Source organism: Acinetobacter sp. LF10 (assembly GCF_048585715.1).
In the GTDB taxonomy this organism is placed as follows: domain Bacteria; phylum Pseudomonadota; class Gammaproteobacteria; order Pseudomonadales; family Moraxellaceae; genus Acinetobacter.
In genome coordinates this window covers 2,607,420-2,630,468 of the sequence record NZ_CP184160.1, presented here as the reverse complement: position 1 = coordinate 2,630,468, position 23,049 = coordinate 2,607,420, and the positions used below count along the sequence as shown (strand labels likewise).

22 protein-coding genes and 1 tRNA gene are annotated in these 23,049 nt (G+C 35.9%); 12 read left to right on the top strand and 11 right to left on the bottom strand.

All coding sequences use genetic code 11. The annotated features are described in order from the left end of the window. Positions 1 to 16: 16 nt before the first annotated feature. The 5 genes from yajC to queA all read right to left on the bottom strand — a co-directional run bounded on the left by yajC (position 17) and on the right by queA (position 4,604). Complete coding sequence (gene yajC / locus ACN19N_RS12645; RefSeq protein WP_269228773.1) at positions 17 to 349, bottom strand: preprotein translocase subunit YajC; 333 nt, start codon at positions 347 to 349, stop codon at positions 17 to 19. A 108-nt stretch (positions 350 to 457) separates the two neighbouring features. Beyond that, positions 458 to 1,588: a tRNA guanosine(34) transglycosylase Tgt gene (tgt, locus tag ACN19N_RS12640; protein ID WP_269228772.1), complete on the bottom strand. Its 1,131-nt coding sequence runs from the start codon at positions 1,586 to 1,588 to the stop codon at positions 458 to 460. Positions 1,589 to 1,923: 335 nt separating this feature from the next. Then, complete coding sequence (locus ACN19N_RS12635; protein WP_005193124.1) at positions 1,924 to 2,493, bottom strand: LemA family protein; 570 nt, start codon at positions 2,491 to 2,493, stop codon at positions 1,924 to 1,926. Positions 2,494 to 2,524: 31 nt separating this feature from the next. Continuing rightward, entirely contained in the window at positions 2,525 to 3,553 is a 1,029-nt protein-coding gene (locus ACN19N_RS12630; protein ID WP_269228771.1) for a hypothetical protein, read from the bottom strand. A 13-nt stretch (positions 3,554 to 3,566) separates the two neighbouring features. Next, positions 3,567 to 4,604 (bottom strand): tRNA preQ1(34) S-adenosylmethionine ribosyltransferase-isomerase QueA, encoded by a 1,038-nt coding sequence (gene queA / locus ACN19N_RS12625; protein WP_420001469.1) that lies wholly within the window; start codon positions 4,602 to 4,604, stop codon positions 3,567 to 3,569. A 181-nt stretch (positions 4,605 to 4,785) separates the two neighbouring features. Between queA and ACN19N_RS12620 the strand changes: the two genes are divergently transcribed. The 8 genes from ACN19N_RS12620 (at position 4,786) to ACN19N_RS12585 (ending at position 14,276) form a co-directional block, all read left to right on the top strand. Continuing rightward, a tRNA-Leu gene (locus ACN19N_RS12620) sits at positions 4,786 to 4,872 on the top strand. A 515-nt stretch (positions 4,873 to 5,387) separates the two neighbouring features. Beyond that, a complete protein-coding gene (locus ACN19N_RS12615) occupies positions 5,388 to 6,665 on the top strand; it encodes a sensor histidine kinase (RefSeq protein ID WP_420001468.1) in 1,278 nt (425 codons plus the stop codon). A 65-nt stretch (positions 6,666 to 6,730) separates the two neighbouring features. Beyond that, the gene (gene glnE / locus ACN19N_RS12610; RefSeq protein ID WP_420001467.1) at positions 6,731 to 9,478 is read left to right on the top strand and encodes a bifunctional [glutamate--ammonia ligase]-adenylyl-L-tyrosine phosphorylase/[glutamate--ammonia-ligase] adenylyltransferase; all 2,748 of its coding nucleotides are present in this window, start codon (positions 6,731 to 6,733) and stop codon (positions 9,476 to 9,478) included. A gap of 26 nt (positions 9,479 to 9,504) precedes the next feature. Next, complete coding sequence (locus ACN19N_RS12605; RefSeq protein WP_004664837.1) at positions 9,505 to 10,431, top strand: branched-chain amino acid transaminase; 927 nt, start codon at positions 9,505 to 9,507, stop codon at positions 10,429 to 10,431. A gap of 143 nt (positions 10,432 to 10,574) precedes the next feature. Then, the gene (locus tag ACN19N_RS12600; protein WP_420001466.1) at positions 10,575 to 11,735 is read left to right on the top strand and encodes a nucleotide sugar dehydrogenase; all 1,161 of its coding nucleotides are present in this window, start codon (positions 10,575 to 10,577) and stop codon (positions 11,733 to 11,735) included. Between the two features lie 173 nt (positions 11,736 to 11,908). Then, entirely contained in the window at positions 11,909 to 12,664 is a 756-nt protein-coding gene (locus ACN19N_RS12595; RefSeq protein WP_269228718.1) for a glycosyltransferase, read from the top strand. A gap of 40 nt (positions 12,665 to 12,704) precedes the next feature. Next, complete coding sequence (locus ACN19N_RS12590) at positions 12,705 to 13,457, top strand: glycosyltransferase family 25 protein (RefSeq protein ID WP_293745371.1); 753 nt, start codon at positions 12,705 to 12,707, stop codon at positions 13,455 to 13,457. A gap of 15 nt (positions 13,458 to 13,472) precedes the next feature. Next, complete coding sequence (locus tag ACN19N_RS12585; protein ID WP_269238464.1) at positions 13,473 to 14,276, top strand: glycosyltransferase family 25 protein; 804 nt, start codon at positions 13,473 to 13,475, stop codon at positions 14,274 to 14,276. Here the strand turns inward: ACN19N_RS12585 and ACN19N_RS12580 are convergent. Next, the gene (locus tag ACN19N_RS12580; protein WP_269238463.1) at positions 14,273 to 14,962 is read right to left on the bottom strand and encodes a glycosyltransferase; all 690 of its coding nucleotides are present in this window, start codon (positions 14,960 to 14,962) and stop codon (positions 14,273 to 14,275) included. The two genes, ACN19N_RS12585 and ACN19N_RS12580, sit on opposite strands and share 4 nt — an antisense overlap. A 137-nt stretch (positions 14,963 to 15,099) precedes the next feature. On the opposite strand from ACN19N_RS12580, the gene ACN19N_RS12575 reads away from it, so the two are divergent. The 4 genes from ACN19N_RS12575 to ACN19N_RS12560 all read left to right on the top strand — a co-directional run bounded on the left by ACN19N_RS12575 (position 15,100) and on the right by ACN19N_RS12560 (position 18,244). Continuing rightward, complete coding sequence (locus ACN19N_RS12575) at positions 15,100 to 15,873, top strand: glycosyltransferase family 25 protein (protein ID WP_293745369.1); 774 nt, start codon at positions 15,100 to 15,102, stop codon at positions 15,871 to 15,873. A 14-nt stretch (positions 15,874 to 15,887) separates the two neighbouring features. After that, entirely contained in the window at positions 15,888 to 16,739 is an 852-nt protein-coding gene (locus ACN19N_RS12570) for a family 6 glucosyltransferase (RefSeq protein WP_420001465.1), read from the top strand. Next, positions 16,669 to 17,700: a capsular polysaccharide synthesis protein gene (locus tag ACN19N_RS12565; RefSeq protein ID WP_420001464.1), complete on the top strand. Its 1,032-nt coding sequence runs from the start codon at positions 16,669 to 16,671 to the stop codon at positions 17,698 to 17,700. Before ACN19N_RS12570 ends, ACN19N_RS12565 begins: the two co-directional genes overlap by 71 nt. Positions 17,701 to 18,106: 406 nt before the next feature. After that, positions 18,107 to 18,244 (top strand): hypothetical protein, encoded by a 138-nt coding sequence (locus ACN19N_RS12560; protein WP_420001463.1) that lies wholly within the window; start codon positions 18,107 to 18,109, stop codon positions 18,242 to 18,244. Here the strand turns inward: ACN19N_RS12560 and ACN19N_RS12555 are convergent. Genes ACN19N_RS12555 through rfbB form a run of 5 tightly spaced genes read right to left on the bottom strand, consistent with a single transcriptional unit; the run spans position 18,241 to position 23,006 of the window. After that, a complete protein-coding gene (locus ACN19N_RS12555) occupies positions 18,241 to 19,104 on the bottom strand; it encodes a glycosyltransferase family 2 protein (RefSeq protein WP_420001462.1) in 864 nt (287 codons plus the stop codon). The genes ACN19N_RS12560 and ACN19N_RS12555 overlap by 4 nt on opposite strands. Next, positions 19,101 to 20,219: a DegT/DnrJ/EryC1/StrS family aminotransferase gene (locus ACN19N_RS12550; protein WP_420001461.1), complete on the bottom strand. Its 1,119-nt coding sequence runs from the start codon at positions 20,217 to 20,219 to the stop codon at positions 19,101 to 19,103. The genes ACN19N_RS12555 and ACN19N_RS12550 overlap by 4 nt, the downstream gene beginning before the upstream one ends. Further along, positions 20,216 to 21,076 carry a WxcM-like domain-containing protein gene (locus ACN19N_RS12545; RefSeq protein ID WP_420001460.1) on the bottom strand — a complete coding sequence of 287 codons (861 nt, stop codon included), beginning with the start codon at positions 21,074 to 21,076 and terminating at the stop codon, positions 20,216 to 20,218. The genes ACN19N_RS12550 and ACN19N_RS12545 overlap by 4 nt, the downstream gene beginning before the upstream one ends. Then, positions 21,073 to 21,948: a glucose-1-phosphate thymidylyltransferase RfbA gene (gene rfbA, locus ACN19N_RS12540; RefSeq protein WP_420001459.1), complete on the bottom strand. Its 876-nt coding sequence runs from the start codon at positions 21,946 to 21,948 to the stop codon at positions 21,073 to 21,075. The genes ACN19N_RS12545 and rfbA overlap by 4 nt, the downstream gene beginning before the upstream one ends. Then, a complete protein-coding gene (gene rfbB, locus ACN19N_RS12535) occupies positions 21,948 to 23,006 on the bottom strand; it encodes a dTDP-glucose 4,6-dehydratase (protein WP_420001458.1) in 1,059 nt (352 codons plus the stop codon). The genes rfbA and rfbB overlap by 1 nt, the downstream gene beginning before the upstream one ends. Between the last annotated feature and the right edge of the window lie 43 nt (positions 23,007 to 23,049).

Genomic DNA, 23,049 nt, shown 5'->3' with positions numbered 1-23,049 from the left:
CACGACTATCTTATGATTAAAGGTTATTTAGTGTGCCTTCAGGTAATACTGAAATGACACTCGCACGTTGAATTTTTACATCGACACCACGGCTGAGTTCAACTACTGCAAAGTCACCATCAAGTTTGGTGATTTTTCCCATCAAACCGCCAGCAAATACGATTTCACTGCCCACACCTAAGCTTTCGATTAAAGAACGGTGTTCTTTGGCACGTTTCGCTTGAGGTCTCCAGATCAAAAAGTAGAAAATTGCGATAAATACTGCAATCATGACAAATTGCATTGCCATACCGCCAGCAGGTTGAGCTGCCGCAGGAGCAGCGTGAGCAGTAGAAATTAAAAAGCTCATTTCGATTTCCTAAAATTAAAAAGTCAAAAATTAATAATAAATCCCAATTCGTTTTGCAATGTACCTTGTCTTGCGATCAGGCGCAAATCTTGATGCAATTCATTCACATTAGTCTTCAGGGCACGCTGGAACGTCTAAGCCACGACGTGCATAAAAGTCCTGAACATATTCATCAAATGTGCCATTATCCAATGCATCACGCATCCCTTGTGTGAGGCGTTGGTAGTAACGCAAGTTATGGATAGTGCCGAGCATTGATGCCAACATCTCACCACACTTCTCTAAATGATATAAATAGGCACGCGTAAAGTTTTTACAAGTGTAGCAATCACAATGAGGGTCTAAAGGTCCTTTATCATGGCGATATTTACTATTACGGATTCTTACCAGACCATCCGTGACAAAATAATGACCATTACGTGCATTACGGGTTGGCATGACGCAGTCGAACATATCGACACCACGGCGAACTGCCTCAACGATGTCTTCTGGTTTACCAACACCCATCAAATAACGTGGTTTGTCCTGTGGCATTTTGTTTGGTAAATAATCAAGTACTTTGATCATTTCATCTTTGGGTTCACCCACCGATAAGCCACCAATTGCATAGCCATCAAAGCCAACTTCTAATAAACCTTTAAGTGATTCATCACGAAGATCTTCATACATACCGCCTTGAATAATACCGAATAAGGCATTTTTATTCTTAAGCTCATCATGGTGGTGGGTTTTACAACGTTTTGCCCAACGTAAAGACAGTTGCAAAGATTTTTGCGCTTCTTCATGTGTTGCAGGGTAAGGGGTACATTCATCAAAGATCATCACGATATCTGAATTGAGTACATGTTGAATCTCCATTGAAATTTCTGGAGACAAAAACACTTTTGAGCCATCAATAGGAGAGCGGAAGGTAACACCTTCTTCTTTGATTTTACGCATTGCACCCAAGCTAAATACTTGGAAACCGCCTGAATCGGTTAAAATTGGTTTATCCCATTGGATAAACTCGTGTAAACCGCCATGCTCTTTAATCACTTCCAAGCCTGGACGTAAATATAAATGGAAGGTGTTACCTAAGATAATTTGTGCCTGAATTTCTTCAATGTCACGAGGTAACATACCCTTAACCGTACCGTAAGTACCCACTGGCATAAACACAGGTGTTTCAACCACACCATGCTCTAACGTAAGTCGACCACGACGGGCACGTCCCGACTGACCTAATTTTTCAAATTTCATGACACTATCCATCAAGGCGAAAAAACAGTTCGCTGATCAAAAGCGGCTATTTTCCTTGATTATGGCGTGTAGTTCTACTACTAAATGTAGCTAGAAATGAAATTGATAAAATTTTAATTTTCTTTCCGATAATTAAAAAAAGGCATAACCTCAATATTTTTCCAAGAAAAGATATCTTTTGTATAGGTAGACCTTACTTTTCAAGGATGAAAAGTAACAAAAATCCTTTGTAGGGCTGACGGTATATCCATATACAGCAGCCCTACCAGCGGCATCCATGCCGCTTCACGATAGCGAATACCTTATGACGATAAGAGGAGGGCTTTGTTTGATATTTAAAAATTCGGTTTATAGTCAAAATTTTCAGTTGCAAGATTATCCTTAAATGGGCGAATGGCTTTTTTAGATAAGGTTAGGGTGTTAATCAAGTTATTTGGGAATACTTCGATTTGGTTATTAAATAACTCAACATTGCGGTTAAAGATCGTGATTGCTGCACCAACATTTTCGTTTTGCTCCTGAATATCATCCATCATTTTGCTATACAGTGCATCAGCTTTCAGTTCAGGATAGTTTTCCACCACTACATTGAGGCTACGAATCAGTTCCTTACTCATTTTCTCAATCTGTTGTAATTGAGAAATATCGGTATCATTGACATTCAGATTCAGAATTTGTTGGCGTAATTCAGTTACTTTTTCCAAAGTTGATTTTTCAAACTGAGTATATTGATCTAATGTTGCTTCCAATGCCTCTAAAGTCTTTACTTTTTGACGCTCAAAGTTAGCAACTTCTGACCATGCCCGTTTGGTGGCATTAAAATACCGTACGATGTTGTTGCGAATAGAAACGCCCCATACGATCAGCACCACAAAAATTCCCAAAAAAATCAGTAAACCTGTCATCGCTATTCCCCTTATTGTTATCGCTAAATGATTAGCTAATTAAATTCAGCATGAGCTGTTGAAACTTTTGATATTGCGGCATGGTCATGGTACGTAAATGTCCACGTAATGCTGAAATATCATGGATTTCACTACGTTTACTGGCGGTTTGGAAAAGGTTTTGTTCGCCGAGGTAACACAAAATTTGCTCTTCATGATGATAAATTAAATCACCAGTAAAATGTTGAAAAAAATCATGTAGCTTTAAGGTCAAACTCGGGCTAATTTCTTTTGCCAACTGATGTTGATCGACCCCAAAAATATTCAATTCTTGATTAATTAAAATATCGCTGCTTTGCCATGAACTGGTATATGGTTCAAAAAAACGTGAACGTTTATTGCTGACTGCGATTCCTGAAGCAGGTATTTGAAAAATAAAAGCGCCCCATAGATCTTTGTGAATTTCTTTGGCAATTTTCTGATTGCTATTTTCTTCCTGAAAAATGGGTAGTTCACTGACATAGTGATATTGAAACAATAAAACTTGATGTTCTGTCGTACCATCATGCCATGTAGTTGAAGCAAATTGGGTGATTTCGTTAGATTCAGTGCCACGATTAAACAATGGAAAGAATTGCTTTAATTTACTGATCACCAATAATGGTTGTGCTTGAATGGGTAAATAAGCGGGTAGCTGTTGAAATTGCAGACCATAGCGTAAGACGGTCATGCGTTGTTCGAGATATGTAATGACCTGTGTGAGTGGCTCTTTCGGCTCATACAGTAAATACGCTAAAAAGCCAGTCAAAAAGGCAGCGAGAAGGCTAAAGATATACTGAATATGTGGGTGAAAAAAATAGCCAAATACTAATGTGCAGACGCTCACAATGCCTAAAATAAAAGGCAATACATTAAAAAAGCATAAGCTATGATCATCACGCCACGGATGTAAAGCATCCAGCAAATCTTGATCACTATGTGATTTTTGCCCTATATCCCAAAGCCGAGCAATATTGCGGAAAACCTGCGCATTTTTTTTTCGTCTTATATGTAAGGCTTGTTCTACAGTATCGATCGGCATTGTTCTATTTAAATCAGTTGTTTAATTTATCCACTAGCATAGCATCACCATAGCTAAAGAAACGATAGCGTTGTTCAACAGCATGTTGATAAGCCGCTAAAATGTGGTCTCGATTTGATAATGCAGAAACTAGCATCAGCAAAGTTGATTCTGGTAAATGGAAATTAGTAATCAAACGATCTACGATACAGAATTGATAACCTGGATAAATAAAGATTTGCGTATCACCTGTCCAAGCTGCAATTTGTCCTTGATTGGCCTGTGCAGCACTCTCTAAGGCACGGGTCGCAGTTGTTCCCACCGCAATCACTTTATTACCACGTGCCTTGGTCTCTAAGATGAGATCAATCGTGGCTTGTGGTACGTCACACCATTCACTGTGCATAATGTGGTTGCTAATGTCCGTGGTACGAACAGGCATAAAAGTTCCTGCGCCCACATGCAAAGTCACAAACGTTTTTTGCACGCCTTTAGCGGCTAACTTTTCTAATAAGTCTTGGTCGAAATGTAAGCTTGCAGTCGGGGCAGCAACACTGGCAATTTTTTCAGGATCATGAAATACAGTTTGATAACGCTCAGTATCAATCTCTTCGGCTTCACGGTTGAAATATGGTGGAATAGGGAGTTGACCGTATTGATCCAGTACCGACAAAATTGGTTGTGAAAACTTCACCACAAACAGATTTTCATGGCGACCTTGTACGGTGACAGGAACGGCATCTTCACCGATATACAGTTCTGCGCCTGCTTTAGGTGAGTTACTTGATTTGATATGGCAATGTGCGGTGTGGGTGTCCAGCATGCGCTCAACCAGTACTTCGATTGCGCCACCTGTAGCGCGTTTGCCTTTTAAGCGTGCTTTCATGACTTTAGTATCATTCAGTACCAGCAAATCACCTTCTTCAAGTAAATCAATAATATCGGTGAAAACATGATCGTGATACTGACCTTGAGTATCAATATGGAGTAGGCGAGATGCGCTACGACTATCTAGTGGGTAGCGAGCAATAAGTTCATCAGGAAGATCAAATGAAAAGTCGGAGAGTTGCATACATCTAAAACATTGCAAAAAATTGGGTGTAGTATAGTCTTTTTTGTATTTTATCGCTGAGTTCACGTGTTTATAAGCAGAAAAATATCTGAGTGATTTAAAAGTGAGCAATAAGCGATAGTTAGTGTTTGACAATAAAATCAAACAGGTTATGATACGCAACACAAAGCATCGCACTCTTCCCGAGGTGGTGAAATTGGTAGACGCGGCGGACTCAAAATCCGCTGTCAGAGATGACGTGTCGGTTCGAGTCCGACCCTCGGGACCAAGATTCAAAAACCCCAAGCTAGTACTAAAGGCTTGGGGTTTTTTAATGCTTATAATTTTTTAATTAAAAATTATGTTATTAACAATAAAGGATAACATGGAGTTGAATCTTAGATTTTATATTAGAAGCATTTATAATTTTGAATTCTTTAGATATTCTAAATCATAATTGTTTCTAAAGCGTTTAATGTTGATTCTTGGCTTCTTTAAAAAGCAATATTGGCGGCACTTATTATTGGAATTTTCGTAGCTTTTATTTCAGGAATATTATTTTTGAGCGTGGATGCATTGATTGAGATTTATGATGACTTAAAAGTACAGTATGTCCCTAGAAACTAACCCTTATCTTGAAATTTAATTTAAGTTTAAATTTCATGAAAGTTCACGTTTTGTTGCGAATTGGTTCCATAATGGATTGCCTTTTATGTTAAAGTTTGTTAAGAGTAAGTGATGGTTTTGACATTTTTCTTAGTGATTTGTAAATAACCGTATAACGATAATATACGAGAGGCGAGCATGGCTATTCAATTATTAGAATTAGAGCAAGCCGATAAGTTAAGTGCTTGTAAAATTTCGCTTTCTTTAGGCTTGAATTCTGAGCAAAATTTACTTGAACAATTTTTACAGTTTAACCGTAAATTGATGCAAGTAGATACTGCTTTGCTCGCATTCCATCAGGAACCCTACCTTTGGCATTGTTGTGCAGAAAATTTGCAAGCAATTGATATTTCAAAAATTAGTAAAAGTCTAAATACATTATTTGTAAATTGTGATTTGATCGATCAACAACACCCTCAATATCAGTATCAGAGTTTATTGGCCTTTCTAGCGCCATTCAAACGTAAAATACAAACTGCAATTGCAATACACTTAAGGCATCCAGATCAAACTTCATTAGGGTATCTGGTTTTATTTGATGATGTTGCACAAGATTTCAGCGAATTACAAAAACAATTACTTCAAGAGCACTGTATGAGTTTTATGCAGAAACTGGAGTTAAAGGTCAATCATGACGAATTGAAAGAACTATACGAGCAAGAAGCTGCATTAAACTTTAGTAAAACTAAATTCTTTTCGATAATATCTCATGATCTACGAGCACCATTTCATGGTCTATTAGGTTTCTCTGAAATATTGGCAAAAGAGCGTGACACTTTGGATGAATCTAGCATTCAGAATATAGCGGACTATCTTTACGATACTTCTCAGTCGACCTATAACTTGTTGGAAAGTTTATTAAATTGGTCGATGGCTGAAGGTGGGCGCTTTGTTTACCACCCGATGAATTTTAAGCTACGACAGATTACCAATATTGTTACAGATGTTTTAAAAACACTAGCGATCAAGAAAAATATCCAGTTGATCAATGAAGTTGATGAAAATCTTAAAGTTTATGCTGATATGAATATGATCACTTCGGTCATTCAAAATTTAGTCTCGAATGCGCTGAAATTTACTGATGTTGATGGCTCTGGGAAAGTCTATATCCAAGCACAAAACAAAGGGACTTATATTGAGGTTTATGTTAAAGATACGGGTCTGGGCATGACCCAAGAGCAAATCAAAGATTTGTTCCAACCTCGCGTTAAAATGAGCTTTAAAGGCACTGCTGGAGAAAAGGGTGCTGGTTTAGGGTTGAGCTTATGTAAACGATTCGTTGATCTAAATCATGGTGAAATTAGTGTTAGCTCGAATGAGGGTGAGGGCACAATCTTTAAAGTTGTATTGCCTGCTGCAAATGAACCAATAGATTTATGTGTAGAACAGCATAAAAGTAAAGCGAAATTAGCCTAAAGAGATTTTAAAGATAAGCTTGTAACTGATATAACTAATCTAGATGACATCAGTCGAGCCTTTTTATGAATGCCGAACAGCTACAGAAAACTTTAGTCGCCAGTCAATATGCTGAACAAGTTTTAAATTTATATCAAATACAATTAGAACAAGATTATTGCGAAGATCAATTTCTCCAATCACTTTCTACTGAAAGTATTCATGAAAAAGTTCAACAAGCTGTTGCCGATGTAACAGATGAGCACGCTTGGATGAAAGCATTACGTGCTTTGCGTGCCAAGTTGATGTTTCGTTGGATTTGGCAAGATGCTAATCAACTGACCAATGTGGTGACATTAACACGTGAACTTTCAGATTTTGCTGATGCCAGTATTTGCGCTGCAAAGGCTTTTGCATTACCGCCTCTCTTAGCCAAACATGGCGAACCAATGGGTTATTCAGGTCAGCTTCAAGATTTGATCGTGATTGGTATGGGGAAACTGGGGGCGCAGGAACTCAATCTTTCCAGTGATATTGATCTAATTTTTGCCTTTGATGAGCAAGGTGAAACCAATGGTCGTAAATCTATTGATGTACAGCAGTTCTGCATTCTATGGGGGCAGAAGCTGATTTATCTGCTTGATCACATTACTGCAGATGGTTTTGTATTCCGTGTCGATATGCGCTTACGTCCGTGGGGCGATGGTTCAGCTTTAGCGATTAGCCACAGCGGGTTAGAAAAATATTTAAGTCAGCATGGGCGTGAATGGGAACGTTATGCTTGGATTAAAGCACGTGTGATTACAGGTGAGAAAGCTGGCGCAGAACTCATGGAAATGTCGCGTCCATTCGTTTTTCGCCGTTATGTCGATTATTCTGCTTTCGCTGCGATGCGTGAAATGAAAGCGATGATTGAGCGTGAAGTCATGCGCCGTAATATTGAAGATGATATTAAATTGGGTGCGGGTGGCATCCGTGAAATTGAATTTATTGTTCAAGTTTTTCAGTTAATTTACGGAGGCTCGAAACGTGAATTACAAGATCGTCAATGTTTGGTAAGTCTACATCATTTGGGAAATGCTCAATTACTTGACCAACAGGCTGTAATTGATCTTGAAGATGCTTATTTATTTCTAAGACGGATTGAGCACGCGATTCAAGCACTCAATGACCAGCAAACCCAATCTCTGCCGACAGAACCTGAATTAAGACAACGCATGTTAGATACTTTAGGATTTAACGATTGGTCTGCTTTCTTAGCGGTTTTGAATCAAAAACGCGACAAAGTTAAAGTTCAGTTTAAACAACTTATTCAGGAAAAGGAATTTGCTGAGCCTGTAGATGACTTTGTTCAACTTGAGCAAAAACTGAATACTGTATTGGATGATGGTGCAAAGAATCTAATTCAAAACTTTTGGCATGGACAAGCACTAAGAAAAATTCCAGCGAGTGCTTTAGAGCGCTTAAAGAAATTCTGGCCACACTTGATCGAAGCGATTTTACAGTCAGATCAGTCACAAGTTGCTTTGTTGCGATTAATGCCTTTGATTGAATCTGTACTTCGCCGTACTGTGTATTTGGTCATGCTCATGGAAAGCCGTGGTGCTTTACAAAGATTAGTTAAGATGGCGACGGTTAGTCCGTGGATTTGTGAAGAGTTAGCACAATATCCAGTGCTATTAGATGAATTTCTATCGATGGATTTTGGTTTACCGCAGCGTAAAGACTTAGAAGATTCATTACGTCAACAATTATTGCGCATCGAAATTGATCAAGTTGAAGATCAAATGCGGGTTTTGCGTCTATTTAAAAAGAGCAATGTTTTAACTGTTGCTGCAAGCGATGTCTTAGCTGAAAGTCCATTAATGAAAGTGTCAGATGCATTGACGGATATTGCTGAAGTTAGCGTCCAAGCGACTCTTAATTTAGCTTATGAAGCGGTTGCCGAGCGCCATGGCTATCCTTTGGGGAATAATGGTCAGCGCTGCAGTTTAGATAACAAAGGCTTCGCCGTGATTGGATATGGCAAGCTTGGAGGAATCGAATTAGGTTATGGTTCAGACCTAGATCTGGTTTTTATCCATGCTTTTGAAGAGCATAGTGAAACTGATGGTCGTAAAGGCATTAGCGGAGCTGAGTTTGCAATTCGTGTGGCACAAAAGTTTATGTCTTTGATGACGACACAAACCTTAGATGGGCGAGTTTATGAAATTGACACTCGATTACGTCCATCGGGTGAAGCAGGCATGTTAGTCACTAGCTTAAAAGCCTATGAACAATACCAACAAAAAAGTGCGTGGTTATGGGAACATCAAGCCTTAGTTCGTGCGCGCTCAATCGCAGGTGAGGCAGAATTATGTCAGCAGTTTGAAAAAATCCGTTGCCAAATTTTGACCCAAACCCGTGATGAAAATGTTGTACGTGATGAAGTGCTGAAAATGCGTCAAAAAATGAAAGACCATTTAGGATCGTCTTCTGAACAAAAAAAACATGGCATTTTTCATTTAAAACAGGATGCAGGTGGTATCGTTGACATCGAATTTATGGCACAGTATGCAGTGCTTGCATGGGGCGGGACGAATCCAGATCTCGCCCATTATTCTGATAACGTAAGAATTCTTGAAGATGCTGCTCGAGCAGGCTGCTTATCCAGTGAAGATGCCACAGCACTCATCCATGCTTATCTCCGTGAACGAGCTGAGAGCCACCGTTTAGCGCTTGCAAATCAATCTATGCAAGTCAATGCTGCGGATTGGCACGATACCCGAGAGATCGTTTGCAAGTTATGGCAAAGGTTAATTGATCCAACTGCAATAGCATTGGAAAGTGAATGATTGTGTAAAAATTTGGAGTATGTGCCATGAATTTGGCTGATCGTGATGGTTTTATTTGGCAAGATGGAAAATTAGTTGATTGGCGTGATGCAAAAATTCACGTCTTAACACACACATTACATTACAGTATGGGTGTTTTTGAAGGCGTCCGTGCTTATGAAACCCCAAATGGTACAGCAATCTTCCGTTTGCAAGACCACACTAAACGCTTATTAAATTCAGCAAAAATTTATCAAATGAATGTACCATTTGATCAAGCGACTTTAGAGCAGGCACAAATTGATGTCGTGCGTGAAAATAAATTGGTATCAGCTTATTTGCGTCCTCTCATTTGGATTGGCTCTGAGAAACTAGGAATTGCTGCAACAGACAATACCATCCATGCTGCTGTAGCGGCTTGGTCATGGGGTGCATACCTTGGTGAAGAAGCGATGGCACGTGGTATTCGTGTTAAAACATCATCATTTACGCACCACCATCCAAACGTGACGATGTGTAAAGCAAAAGCATGTGGTAACTATACCGTATCGATTTTGGCACACCAAGAAGTTGCGCGTTCAGGTTATGACGAAGCAATGTTACTTGACCCTCAAGGCTTTGTTTGTCAAGGTGCAGGCGAAAACGTATTCTTAATCAAAGATGGTGTTTTGCATACACCTGACTTGGCAGGCGGTGCGTTAGAAGGGATTACCCGTCAAACCGTAATTACCATTGCTAAAGACCTTGGTTATGAAGTTGTTGAGCGTCGTATCACACGTGATGAGTTTTACATCGCTGATGAAGCATTCTTTACCGGTACTGCTGCGGAAGTAACGCCAATTCGTGAATATGATGATCGTGAAATCGGTTGTGGTTCACGTGGCCCGATTACCACTGTTATTCAAAAAACCTTCTTTGATGCAGTACAAGGTCGTAACGATAAATATGCACATTGGTTGACTTACGTAAAATAAGATCAAACCAGATCAATTAAGCGAAGCTCAGGCTTCGCTTTTTTATTGCTGAGCTGTCAATAGATTGCAACTAAATCATCATCAATCTTTCATTGAACTTGATTACGGTGAACTTTAAGTGCAATTAAAACAATAGAGAAGCAATGAAAATTACTGTCGTAGGTGCAGGTTATGTCGGCTTATCCAATGCTTTATTATTTTCAAAACAACATGATGTGATGGTCTTCGATATTGATAAAACACGCGTAAAGAACATTAATCAGCGCGTATCCCCGATGAGTGATACCTGTATTCAAAGCTATTTATCTGAATCTAATCTTGAAGCGACTTGTGATCAAGAACAGGCGTATCAATATGCTAAATTGGTCATTATCGCAACACCCACCAACTACAACCCTGAAACAAATTACTTCGATACATCGAGTATTGAAACCGTTATTCATGATATTCAAAAAATAAATCCTAAAGCGTTGATGCTGATCAAATCTACAGTTCCAGTCGGCTATACCAAGGAACTTTCTAAAAAACTTGCGTTAAAAAATCTGATTTTTTCTCCTGAATTTCTAAGAGAGGGGCAAGCTTTACAAGATAATTTATATCCGTCACGGATTATTGTAGGGGAAAAGTCAAAGAGAGCTGAGAAAATTGCCAAGCTTTACTTGAAAGCAACCATAAAAAAAGATGCGGTACTGTTATGTGTTGACTCAACGGAAGCAGAAGCAATTAAGCTGTTTTCAAATACTTATTTGGCGATGCGAGTGGCTTTTTTTAATGAGTTGGATACCTATTGTCTAAAAAATAAGTTGAGTGCTTTAGATATAATTAAAGGGGTAGGATTAGATCAACGTATTGGTGATCACTATAACAATCCATCCTTTGGTTATGGCGGTTATTGTTTGCCAAAAGATACCAAGCAGCTTTTAGCCAATTATCATGACACACCACAAGAGTTGATTTCGGCAATTATCCGTTCTAACCAGACTCGTAAGCAAGCGATTATTGAAGATATTCTGAGTCGGAATGTCACTTGTGTTGGTATTTATCGACTGACCATGAAAGCCGACTCAGATAATTTTAGAGAATCTGCTGTACATGATGTGCTGAGTGGTTTGGCTGATGCGGGAATCCAAATCGTGATCTATGAACCAACATTGGGTGCAAAAGCGTACCTCGGTCATCCTTTGGTGTCGAGTCTACAAAAATTTAAAGCAATCTCTGATTTGATTATTGTCAATCGTATGGTACCGATGTTTAGTGATGTCATGGAAAAAATATATACACGAGATTTATTTGGAATAAATTAGAGCTGTAATTGTTAAACAAAACTATAAACAATCCTCCTGGTTTGGTGAATTAATAATAATTTTTTTGATAATGCCTATGCTAAGATAGCCCAATATTCAGTGCATATTGTTTTAAAACGCTTGGTACGAAAATCGCAACGCGAAAATAATATCTAAGGCATTAAGGTTATCAGATGGCAGACATTCAACAAGATTCAGCAACTCATGAAGACAATATTATTTTGTGCATGAAATGGGGAACGAAGTACGGTCCAGAATATGTTAATCGTCTCTATAACATGGTCAAACGTCATCTGACTTTACCCTTTAAAATGGTTTGTTTGACAGATCGTAGCGAGGGTATTGATCCAAATGTGCAGTGCTTTCCGATACCGCCTTTGGATTTGCCTGCGGGTAGCCCAGAACGTGGTTGGAACAAACTTTCCACTTTTGAACCAGATTTATATGGTTTAAAAGGTAATGCTTTATTCTTAGACCTTGATGTTGTGATTGTGGATAATATTGACTGCTTTTTTCAAGAGAAAGGCGAGTTTTTAATTATTCATGATTGGAAGCGACCTTGGCGTATCACGGGCAATAGTTCTGTTTATCGGTTTAAATTAGGTAGTTTTCCTGAAATTTTACCGTATTTCCGTGAGCATTTTGATGAGATTCGTCAAAAGTTTCGTAATGAGCAAGCTTATTTATCATGGTTCGTTGATGCACATGGAACTTTGAGTTATTGGAACGAAGATTGGTGTAAAAGTTATAAATATCATTGTTTACAAAAGATTCCATTAGCATATGTGAAGCCGCCAGTAAAACCGAAAGGTGCAAAAATTATTATTTTCCATGGCGAAATTAATCCGCCCGATGCCGTAAATGGTGGTGGTGGTAAATGGTATCGTTATGTATTGCCCTCTGACTGGATTAAAGATGCTTGGCAGTAATTAGATAATCTGTACATTTATTAATATATTAGGTCAAATCGTGAAAATTTCTTTTTATTTAATTAATTTGGATTCAAGTGTAGAACGTTTAGATAAAGCAGATACAGAATTGAGTAAACAAAAAATTAATTATACTCGTATTTCAGCTGTTGATGGACGTAAACTCGAACTTTCCTCATATTCAAATTATGATAGTAAAAGATCTCATATTTTTACTGGAAGAGATTTAATAGGTGCTGAAATAGGTTGTTATTTAAGTCATAAAAAAGCAATTGAAAATTTTTTATTGTCTGGTTCAGATTATGGTGTCATTTTAGAAGATGATTTAAGATTAAATGAGGATTTTAATCAAAAAGTTATAGAAATTATAAAATGGCTGGAAAATAATAAATATACAGATTGGAATGTTATTAACCTAGGTGCAAAAAAGAAAAAACTAACATCTAAAATTGCTGAATTCGGTAACTATGAGCTATTAAATGCTTATTATTTTCCAATATTAGCTATAGGATTAATTTGGTCAAGAAAAGGTGCACAGGATTTTTTAGAAAAGATTAATGATCAGCCTATTTTTATGCCCATTGATGTAGAGTTACAAGCATGGCTAAGTAAAAATGGTAAAGGCTTATCAGTTTACCCTGCATTAGTACTACAAAATGGTTCGGAGAGTGATATTGATGCTGGAACCTTAATAAATCAGCAAAAGAGTTTACGTGCAGATCGTTTTTTTCCTCGCCAGAAACGGATGTGGATGAATAAATGGAATGCATGTAAAAAACTTTTAGAGAAATGAATTAGGGTATTAAAAATGAAAGTTTTAATGATCAATTTAGATGGTTCCAAAGATCGTTTACAGCAGCAAAATGAACAATTTGATAAATTAAAAGTTGTATTTGAGCGTTTACCTGCAGTTTCAATTGCTGATTTTAGCAAAGGTGATTATCAAAAATTAGCTTTCAATGGTCAAAGACCAATGAAACAATCTGAGTTAGCTTGTTTTTTGAGTCACAAAAAAGCATGGGAGTACGTTGTTACATTAAATGAACCTTGTGTTGTTTTAGAGGACGATGCTGTTTTAGTACGAGAATTTAAACAAATTATTAATGTAGTAACTAATTTGGAAAATATCGATTTTATAAATTTAGAGGTGCATGGACGTAAAAAGTTAATTGCAAAATCTGCTACATTTGATTTAACTGATGATCATTTTCGATTATTTAGTTTATATCAAGATAGAAGTGGAACAGGGGGATATATTCTGTACCCAAGTGGTGCAAAAAAACTTCTAGATTTCATGGAAAAGAGAGCAGTTGGTTTAGCTGATGAGTTTATTTATAGTTGTAGATCATTAGAAGCTTATCAAATTGAGCCAGCAGTTTTACTTCAGAGCGATAAATGTGAAATTTATGGTGTCAAGCCGATGGACGATATGCATTCAATTATCGGGCAAGTTAAAAATACAGTTTCTTTTGAATTATCTGTAATAGAAAAAATTCAATTTAAATACAGAAGAATAATAGCTCAAATTATTTTGGGCTATTATTATCTCTTATTTATGTGTAAAGGTGCTGTCAAAAGAGAAATTAAGGTTGAACCTAAGCGATTTGATTAACCAAAAATTTTTGCTTTAGTTTTTTGCCACCATGTTATTTTAGGTGGATTCGCTAAGCTATTTTCCCAGCCAATATGGTGACACACACCATTTTTTAAGAAAAGATTATATTGGTTTCTTTTTCGGAACCAACGTGAAATATGTCGTTCTTTTTTAAAGTTTTTAAATCCTTGTGTTGCTTTCCACATAGTAATCGGTGAAATATGGGGGTTAAAAGTGAAACCGTGCCATTGATCATGCAGTTTAGTAAGTTTTGCAGTAGTTATATCACTATTTTGAATAAATTGGATCTTATTAAATTCTTCCTCTGTAAAAGAAAAGTCAGATAACTTTCTTAATACAATAGAGGTTGCTGAAGAGTCATTTTTTAAAATATTTATATATTCTTCAATTTGAATAGGTTGATCAAATAGCCAATCATCTTCACAATGAAAAATGTAGTTCGTCTTAACTTGAGCATACATTACATCCACGGCTTTGTGATGTCCAACTTGTTCTGCAAGATTAATCAGTATCCCTGTAGGACATAGTTCTCGAAAAACTTGATTGGTTTCCTCATCACGAAAATCATTGATTGCAATAATATGTTCAAAACTAATCTGGTTGAATAGGCTTTCGAGAGTTTGACGTAATAGTTCTGGGCGTCGGCCAATAGTAAGGCAAAGTGTAATATCTTGTGCTTTCAACGATCATTCTCCAGAACAGTTCATAGCCAATATGATTGTAGATATTTGTGATTGTAGGACGAATTCATTGTATACTCAAATGATATTGAATACACTGCATCTACAATAATGCTGGAGATTTGTTAGGTTATTTTACGATGAAAAATTATGTCATAAGTTTAAAAACAGCCACAGATCGAAGACAGCATATTGAAAATCAATTTAGTCATCATCAAGTTGAATATCAATTTTTTAACGCATTAACGCCAGATTTAGCGGCAACCATGGCTGATAAATTAAAATTAAATGTAAATGAAAAATTTTTAGCGAAAACTGAATTAGCATGTTTTATGAGCCACGTTGCGCTTTGGCAAAAAATGCTCGATGAAAATATTAGTTATATGGCAATTTTTGAAGATGATATCTATTTAGGTGATGATGCAAGTTTTTATTTGAATAGTCATGACTGGATTGATCCAGATTGGAATATAATAAAGATTGAAGCATTTAATGAGCGTGTTTTGATCGGGAAACCATATATCCAATTGAAAAAGGGGAGTCGGTCTATATCTAAATTAAAAAGCTGTAATTTAGGTACGGCTGGTTATATACTTTCTATAAAAGGTGCAAAAGAATATTTAGAATACATTCAATCTATTGAATTAATACCTTTGGATCAATTGATGTTTAATCAGTATATTTTAAATAAAAAAAATAATATTTATCAAATGAATCCAGCGCTATGTATTCAGGAAATGATTTTATATCCTGAAAAGAGCAAAACCTCTTTGGTTAGTGATTTATATAATGAGCGTCAACAAAGAATGAAAAATAATAAAAAGAAAGGGTGGTCTAAAATAAAATTAGAAATTTATCGAATATATATGCAATTATTTAGCATTATTGCTTATAAAACTATTAAGTTTAAATAATGAGAAATATAATTATGAATGATATTAATCAAAAAACTGTAGCCGTCTTATACATCGCAACTGGACGATACACTGTTTTTTGGAAATATTTCTATGAATCTGCTGAGAAAAATTTATTAAATAACTGTTTAAAGCATTATTTTGTTTTTACAGATAATTCAGAGGATATTGCTTGTAAAAGTAAAGGTAATGTTACTTGTATACAGCAAAATAAATTAGGCTGGCCTTATGATACATTAATGCGCTTTGATATTTTTTTGTCGATTAAGGATCAGCTAGAAGCATTTGATTATGTATTTTTCTTTAATGGAAATTCTGAAATAGTATCTGAAATCACTTCGGATGATCTACTACCATTAAGAGAAGATCAAAAGTTAGTATTTGCTCATCAGCCACATATGTTTCATTTATCCAAACGTAAATTTACATATGATAGAAATCCTGAATCTTCAGCCTATATTCCAAACGGTCAAGGTCAATATTATTTTATGGGTGGGATTAATGGGGGAAGGACATCAGCATACTTAGAAATGTGTGAAAAATTAAATCAGAATATAAAATCTGATTTAGAGAAAGACGTTATTGCGTTATGGCATGATGAAAGTCATTTAAATAAATATGCATTAAACCGTGATGATGTAAAAATTTTACCACCTATTTTTAGTCGTGGTGAGTATGAATACTGGAAAAAAACATCAAAAGTAGTATTCCTAGACAAATCACATTATCGATTTGGCGGACATGCATATTTACGTGGTGAGAGTGAGTATAAAATTAGTCAGGTAGAATGGGAAAATGCAAACACAAAACAATCAAAATTCTACAAAGTTAGATTCAAACAATTTATCAAATCTCTTTTCTTATGAGACTGATTTTGTTCGTTTAATCTATAAGTTGCATAAAAAGCCTTGGCGAATTTTGTACTTTGGATTCATCCCAAAAAAATTAAGAAAGAAATATAATCTGATAGCAGACCGATCTAAACAAGCATCAGTGGCTGATGCTTGGGAGAAAATAATTAATCTGTATCAAGATAATAAAGTTGAGCATTTTCAACTAAAACCAAAGAAGGCCTTTCTGGATCAAAAAATAATTTGGCAATATTGGGCCCAAGGTGTTAATCACGGTCATCTACCTGAAATTGTTAATTTATGCTTTAAATCAGTAGATAAATACTGTGCTGATTATAAAATTATCCGATTGGATGATAGTAATATAAATGATTATTTGGATTTGCCTGACTTTGTATATTTAAAGAAACAGAACCCTGAATTTAAACATGCTTTTTTTGCGGATTTAATTCGATTAGCATTACTTGATGTTTATGGGGGTATTTGGTTGGATGCAACTATTATGTTAACGTCTCCAATTAAAGAAAATATTGCTAATTCTGATTTTTTTATGTTTCAAAGATCATCAGAAGCTAAAAATCAACGTTATTGGTCTGAGTATAATTCTGATTACTTTGGTTGGGATATTAATCACCGTATTAATGTTCTAAATAGTTTTATTGTTGGGAAAAAAGGAAATATTGTTATACATACATGTTTAGATCTATTGTTGAATTTTTGGAAAACGCAAAATAATATTCCTCATTACTTTTTCTTCCAAATTTTATTTGATGTTTTAATAAATAAGTATTTTTCAGATCAACAATCTATAGTTTTAGACGATACTTTGCCCCATTTATTACAATCTAAAGCCAATAATTTTTATGATCAGACTGAATTTAATAGAATTCTTAGTCTAATTAATATTCATAAAATGACATATATTGCTAATTCGCCCCAGAACTCTTTTTATAATTATTTAAAAGATAATATTTAGTTTGAACTAAGGTGATCTCATGAAATTTATGTATTGCAATACTAAATTAAGAATATAGTTCTATAGAAAATATTTTCTAATATTCGTAAATTGAAATTTACGGGGGAAATATTACAAGCTACACAATTTATCGGAACTGGAGATATTTTGCTTAGAATCTAGAGTTAGGCGTTTTCCATCTCCATATTGTCTTAATGGAGAGGCGTGTATAGAAGCTTGAAATACTACTGCTTGTATCTTAAGAGAAAATTCTACTTTTAAATCCTTTTATTTTTAGGGGGGATTACCGTACTAATTTTTTCGTCACTGACTCAGATTTTCATGGCTTGGCTATTAATAATAGAACCAATGGGAATTATGAATGCTTACCAGTAGAAATTGGAGATGATGTTTTATTGGATCTGATGTGAAAATACTGAAAGGTGTAATGATTGATCAAGGTGCACTCATTGCAAATCGCGCAATTGTTGTGAAAGATGTGTCGCCATTGACAATTTTTGCAGGTATACCTGCAAAAATTGTCAAGAATATTGCTATAGATTAACTTTGTTTTGAAAAATATCTATTTTGGAGATAAATCAAATAATATTTACAACGAAGCATTAATGATTTGATAGTACTTTCTTTTCTTAGTGGCCTAATTTTTATTATTTTTTGTATGGTATAAACAGCGGATGGATATAATTTATGATCTCGATATTGCATTGCGATTTTTAACATTTCTTCATACATCATATCTTGATTTTTACTCATATTTTCTTCATGAGATCTATAATTTACAAGCGGATAAGGGATGTAGATAATTTCTTTGTCCAAGTTCGATAGACGTAATAATAGATCCCAATCTTCAATTTTTGTTTGAGGATTAAATCCACCTACCTTTTGAAGAGTTGCAGTATCTATCATTTGCGACGAAGCAGGTAGATCATGCTGATTTAAAAAGATCTCACTAAAGCAAGTTTTTTTAAAACTTCTGACACGTTGGTCTATAATCTTGTTATGTTTATCTATAATATTTACACCTCCAAAGCAAGCAATAGCTTCAGGATATTCATGCAAAGCCTGAATTTGTAATTCAATTTTTTCAGGTTGAATCATATCATCAGAAGCTAATGTGCAAAAATATTCTCCATTTGCCCATTTTAATGCTTCATTTAGAGTATTACATAACCCCTTATTCTCTCTATATCTAAATTCAAATCGACTAAATCTATTTGTACAAATTGAAATTAATTCTTGTATTTTTAATACAGAGTTATCTTTAGAACCATCATCTATAATAATTAGTTCAATGTTTGAATAAGATTGATCAATAATACTTTGGATACTATCTTGAACATATTGCTCATGGTTATAACAAGGAATAGCAATTGTTACTAAAGGCGTGGTATTCATTGATGTCATGATAATTTAAATCCATTACAGACATCTATGATGAATTGAGCATCCGTTAAGCTAAGGGTGGGGCCCATAGGTAGACTCAATACTTCAGAATGAATTTTTTCTGAAATTGGAAAGCTTGAGTTGTTCAATTCCTCATAAGCTTGTTGCTTATGTGGGGGAATAGGGTAGTGAATCAAAGTTTGTATACCATGTTCAGTTAAGTGCTTTTGTAAAGCTTCACGATGTTCGGTTCGAATCACAAATAAATGCCAAACATGTTGCTTATCATCTAAAGCATTAATTTGCGTTTTAGGAAGTTGAATTAAAGAATTATTAATACTTTCTAAATAAAGTGCTGCAATCTTACGACGGTGTAAAGTCTCTTGATCTAGAAATTTAAGTTTAATATCCAAGATAGCGGCTTGAATTTCATCTAAACGACTATTTACACCTTGTACAAGATTTTTATATTTTTCATGTGAACCATAATTGCGTAATGCTCTAAGCATATTGGCAAGCTCTAGATCATTCGTTGTTATTGCGCCAGCATCACCTAATGCACCAAGGTTTTTACCAGGATAAAAACTAAATCCGGATGCATGTCCCCAATTCCCAGCTTTTCTACCTTTAACTTCTGCACCATGGCTTTGAGCAGAATCCTCTAAAACTAACAAATCATATTGATCTGCAATTTGCATAATTTCAGGCATTGCTGCAAGCTGACCATATAGATGAACTGGTAAAATAACTTTTGTCTTATTTGTGATAGCTGCTTCAATTTTTGTAGGATCAAGATTAAAAGTATCTGGATCAGGCTCAATAAGGACAGGTTTAAGCTGATTAGCGCTAATGGCTAAAATACTGGCAATATAAGTGTTTGAAGGAACAATAACTTCATCACCAGCTTTTAATTTACCTAACTCTTTCCAAGCTTTTAATGTCAAAATAAGAGCATCTAAACCATTCGCGACGCCAATAGCGTATTTCGTACCACAAAATTTGGCGAAGTTGAGCTCAAATTTTTCAAGTTCTTTACCGCCAATATACCAGCCAGAGTCGACTACCCGAGCACAAGCCTCAATCAATTGTTCACGATATTGTTGATTAACATTTTTTAGATCAAGAAAAGGGATCATTGCTCAATATAACCTTTAAGTTTTGCTGGATTACCGACCATAATTGCATTTTCTGGAACATCCTTAGTCACTACAGCTCCAGCGCCAATTAATGCATTTGCTCCAATACGAACACCAGGTAGAATCGTAGCATTTGCTCCAATACTTGCACCTTGTTCCACAATAGTTTTGGCAAAACTTTCAGGATACTGTTTAGATCGTGGCTTTTTGTCATTGGTAAAAGTGACGCATGGACCAATAAACACATTATCTTCTAGGGTAATGCCATCCCAGATGTAGACACCTGATTTTATGGTGACATTGTCACCGATTTGGACATCATTCTCGATTAATGTATGGGCACAAATATTACATCCAGCACCAATCACTGCATTTTTTAGAATCACACTATATTGCCAAACTCGTGTATTCTGACCGATGTGGGTGCTGTGTACATCGGATAAAGGATGGATAAATGGACGATTTATAACGCTGAGAAATTCATCATAACTTCGGATATAATCGCTTTCGTCATAATGTTCACTTGCTAACACTAATAATACACAATCTTCTGAAAAGTCATGCATTTCACGCCAAGTCATACTTTCGATGATCAGGCCTTGCGTTGCTGAGTTGAGTATAACTTCTTCTTTATTGTGCCCATCATCTAGAATGAAGCGGCATTGCCCATGCAGACAAATTGCAAGCTGTTTTAAATCTTTATGTGCATGGAATCCTCTAGGCTTATCCTTAGATGCAGCAAAAATATAATAAATACGTTTAATATCAAAAGGGATGTGCTGATTGGCTTCAATCGCAACCAACCCTCCACGCTCATCACCTAAGTTTGGTAAATCAATTAGTTTCTTTAAGCTCATATTTCATTCACCAAAGAAATCAAATATTGACCATAATCATTTTTATTCATACTTTGGCCGATTTGTAGAACTTGTTCTTTGCTTAACCAGCCATTATTAAAGGCAATCTCTTCAAGGCATGCCACTTTATAGCCTTGACGTTTTTCAATGGTTTCGACAAATTGTGCTGCTTCAAGTAAGCTTTCATGTGTGCCTGTGTCGAGCCAAGCAAAACCTCGACCAAGTAACTCAACATTTAAGTCGCCGCGCTCTAAGTACATTTGATTCACAGTCGTGATTTCTAATTCACCACGTTCAGATGGTTTAACTTGTTTTGCGATTTCCACAACATCATTATCATAGAAATATAGACCAGTTACAGCAAAATGTGATTTTGGCTGTTTAGGTTTTTCTTCCAGAGAAACGGCACGTTTTTGTTCATCAAACTCAACCACACCAAAACGTTCAGGGTCTTTAACTTGATATCCAAAGACGGTCGCACCTTTTTGACGAGCAACTGCTTGACGTAACATCGGTGTAAAGCCCTGACCATAAAAAATATTGTCGCCAAGAACAAGGCATACATTACTTTTACCAATAAATTGTTCACCAATAATGAAGGCTTGGGCGAGGCCATCTGGGTTAGGTTGAATTGCATAACTCAGTTCAATCCCTAATTGAGAACCTTCACCAAGTAAGCGTTTGAATCCGTCAATATCATCAGGTGTACTAATAATGAGAACTTCACGAATACCTGCCAACATTAATACTGAAAGTGGATAGTACACCATCGGTTTATCGTAAATTGGGAGTAACTGTTTAGAAACGCCTTTGGTAATTGGGTAGAGACGAGTACCTGAACCGCCAGCAAGAATAATACCTTTCGTCGACATTATAGATTTACCCCTAATCTTTCACGTTGATAGCTGCCATCTTGAACGTGGCGACACCATTCTAAATTATTTAAATACCATTCAATTGTTTTACGAATACCTGTTTCAAATGTCTCTAAAGGTTTCCAGCCAAGTTCATTTTCTATTTTTGAGGCATCAATTGCATAACGTAAATCATGTCCTGGACGGTCTTTTACAAAAGTAATTAAGTTTTCATAAGGTTGAGCATTATTTTGTGGTCTTAATTGATCCAGAATTCTGCAAATTGTTTTCACCACTTCAATATTCTGTTTTTCATTATGCCCACCGATATTGTAAGTTTCTCCAACCGAACCTTGAGTGACAACTTGATATAAGGCTCTTGCATGATCTTCAACGAATAACCAATCACGGATTTGATTACCAGTTCCATAGATAGGGAGTGCTTTACTATCTAAGGCATTCAGAATCACTAAAGGAATTAATTTCTCAGGAAAGTGATATGGACCATAATTATTAGAGCAATTTGTTACAATAGTGGGTAGGCCATAAGTACGCTGCCAAGCCCGAACTAAGTGATCTGAACTGGCTTTACTTGCTGAATAAGGTGAGCTTGGTGCGTATGGAGTTGCTTCAGTAAATAAATCCGTAGTCCCATCCAAATCGCCATAAACTTCATCTGTTGAAATATGGTGAAAGCGAAAATTTACTTTTTTAATTTCGTCTAATCGCTGCCAATATTTACGTGCTGCTTCTAATAAGGTGTATGTGCCCACAATATTGGTTTGAATAAATGTACTTGGCCCATCTATAGAACGGTCAACATGTGACTCGGCAGCTAAATGCATGACTGCATCAGGTTGAAACTGTTCAAAAATCTGTTCTAGTTTTGAAGCATCACAAATATCAACTTGTTGAAATTGATAGCGTGGATTCTGATCAATTTCTTTTAGTGATTCTAGATTACCCGCATATGTAAGTTTGTCTATATTAAGAACTTCATCATTTGTATTTTTAATAATGTGACGTATGACACTTGAACCAATAAATCCAGCCCCACCTGTAACTATAATCCGCATAAAATATTTTCCTTCAATAATTTAAATGGTTAAATTCATAAAT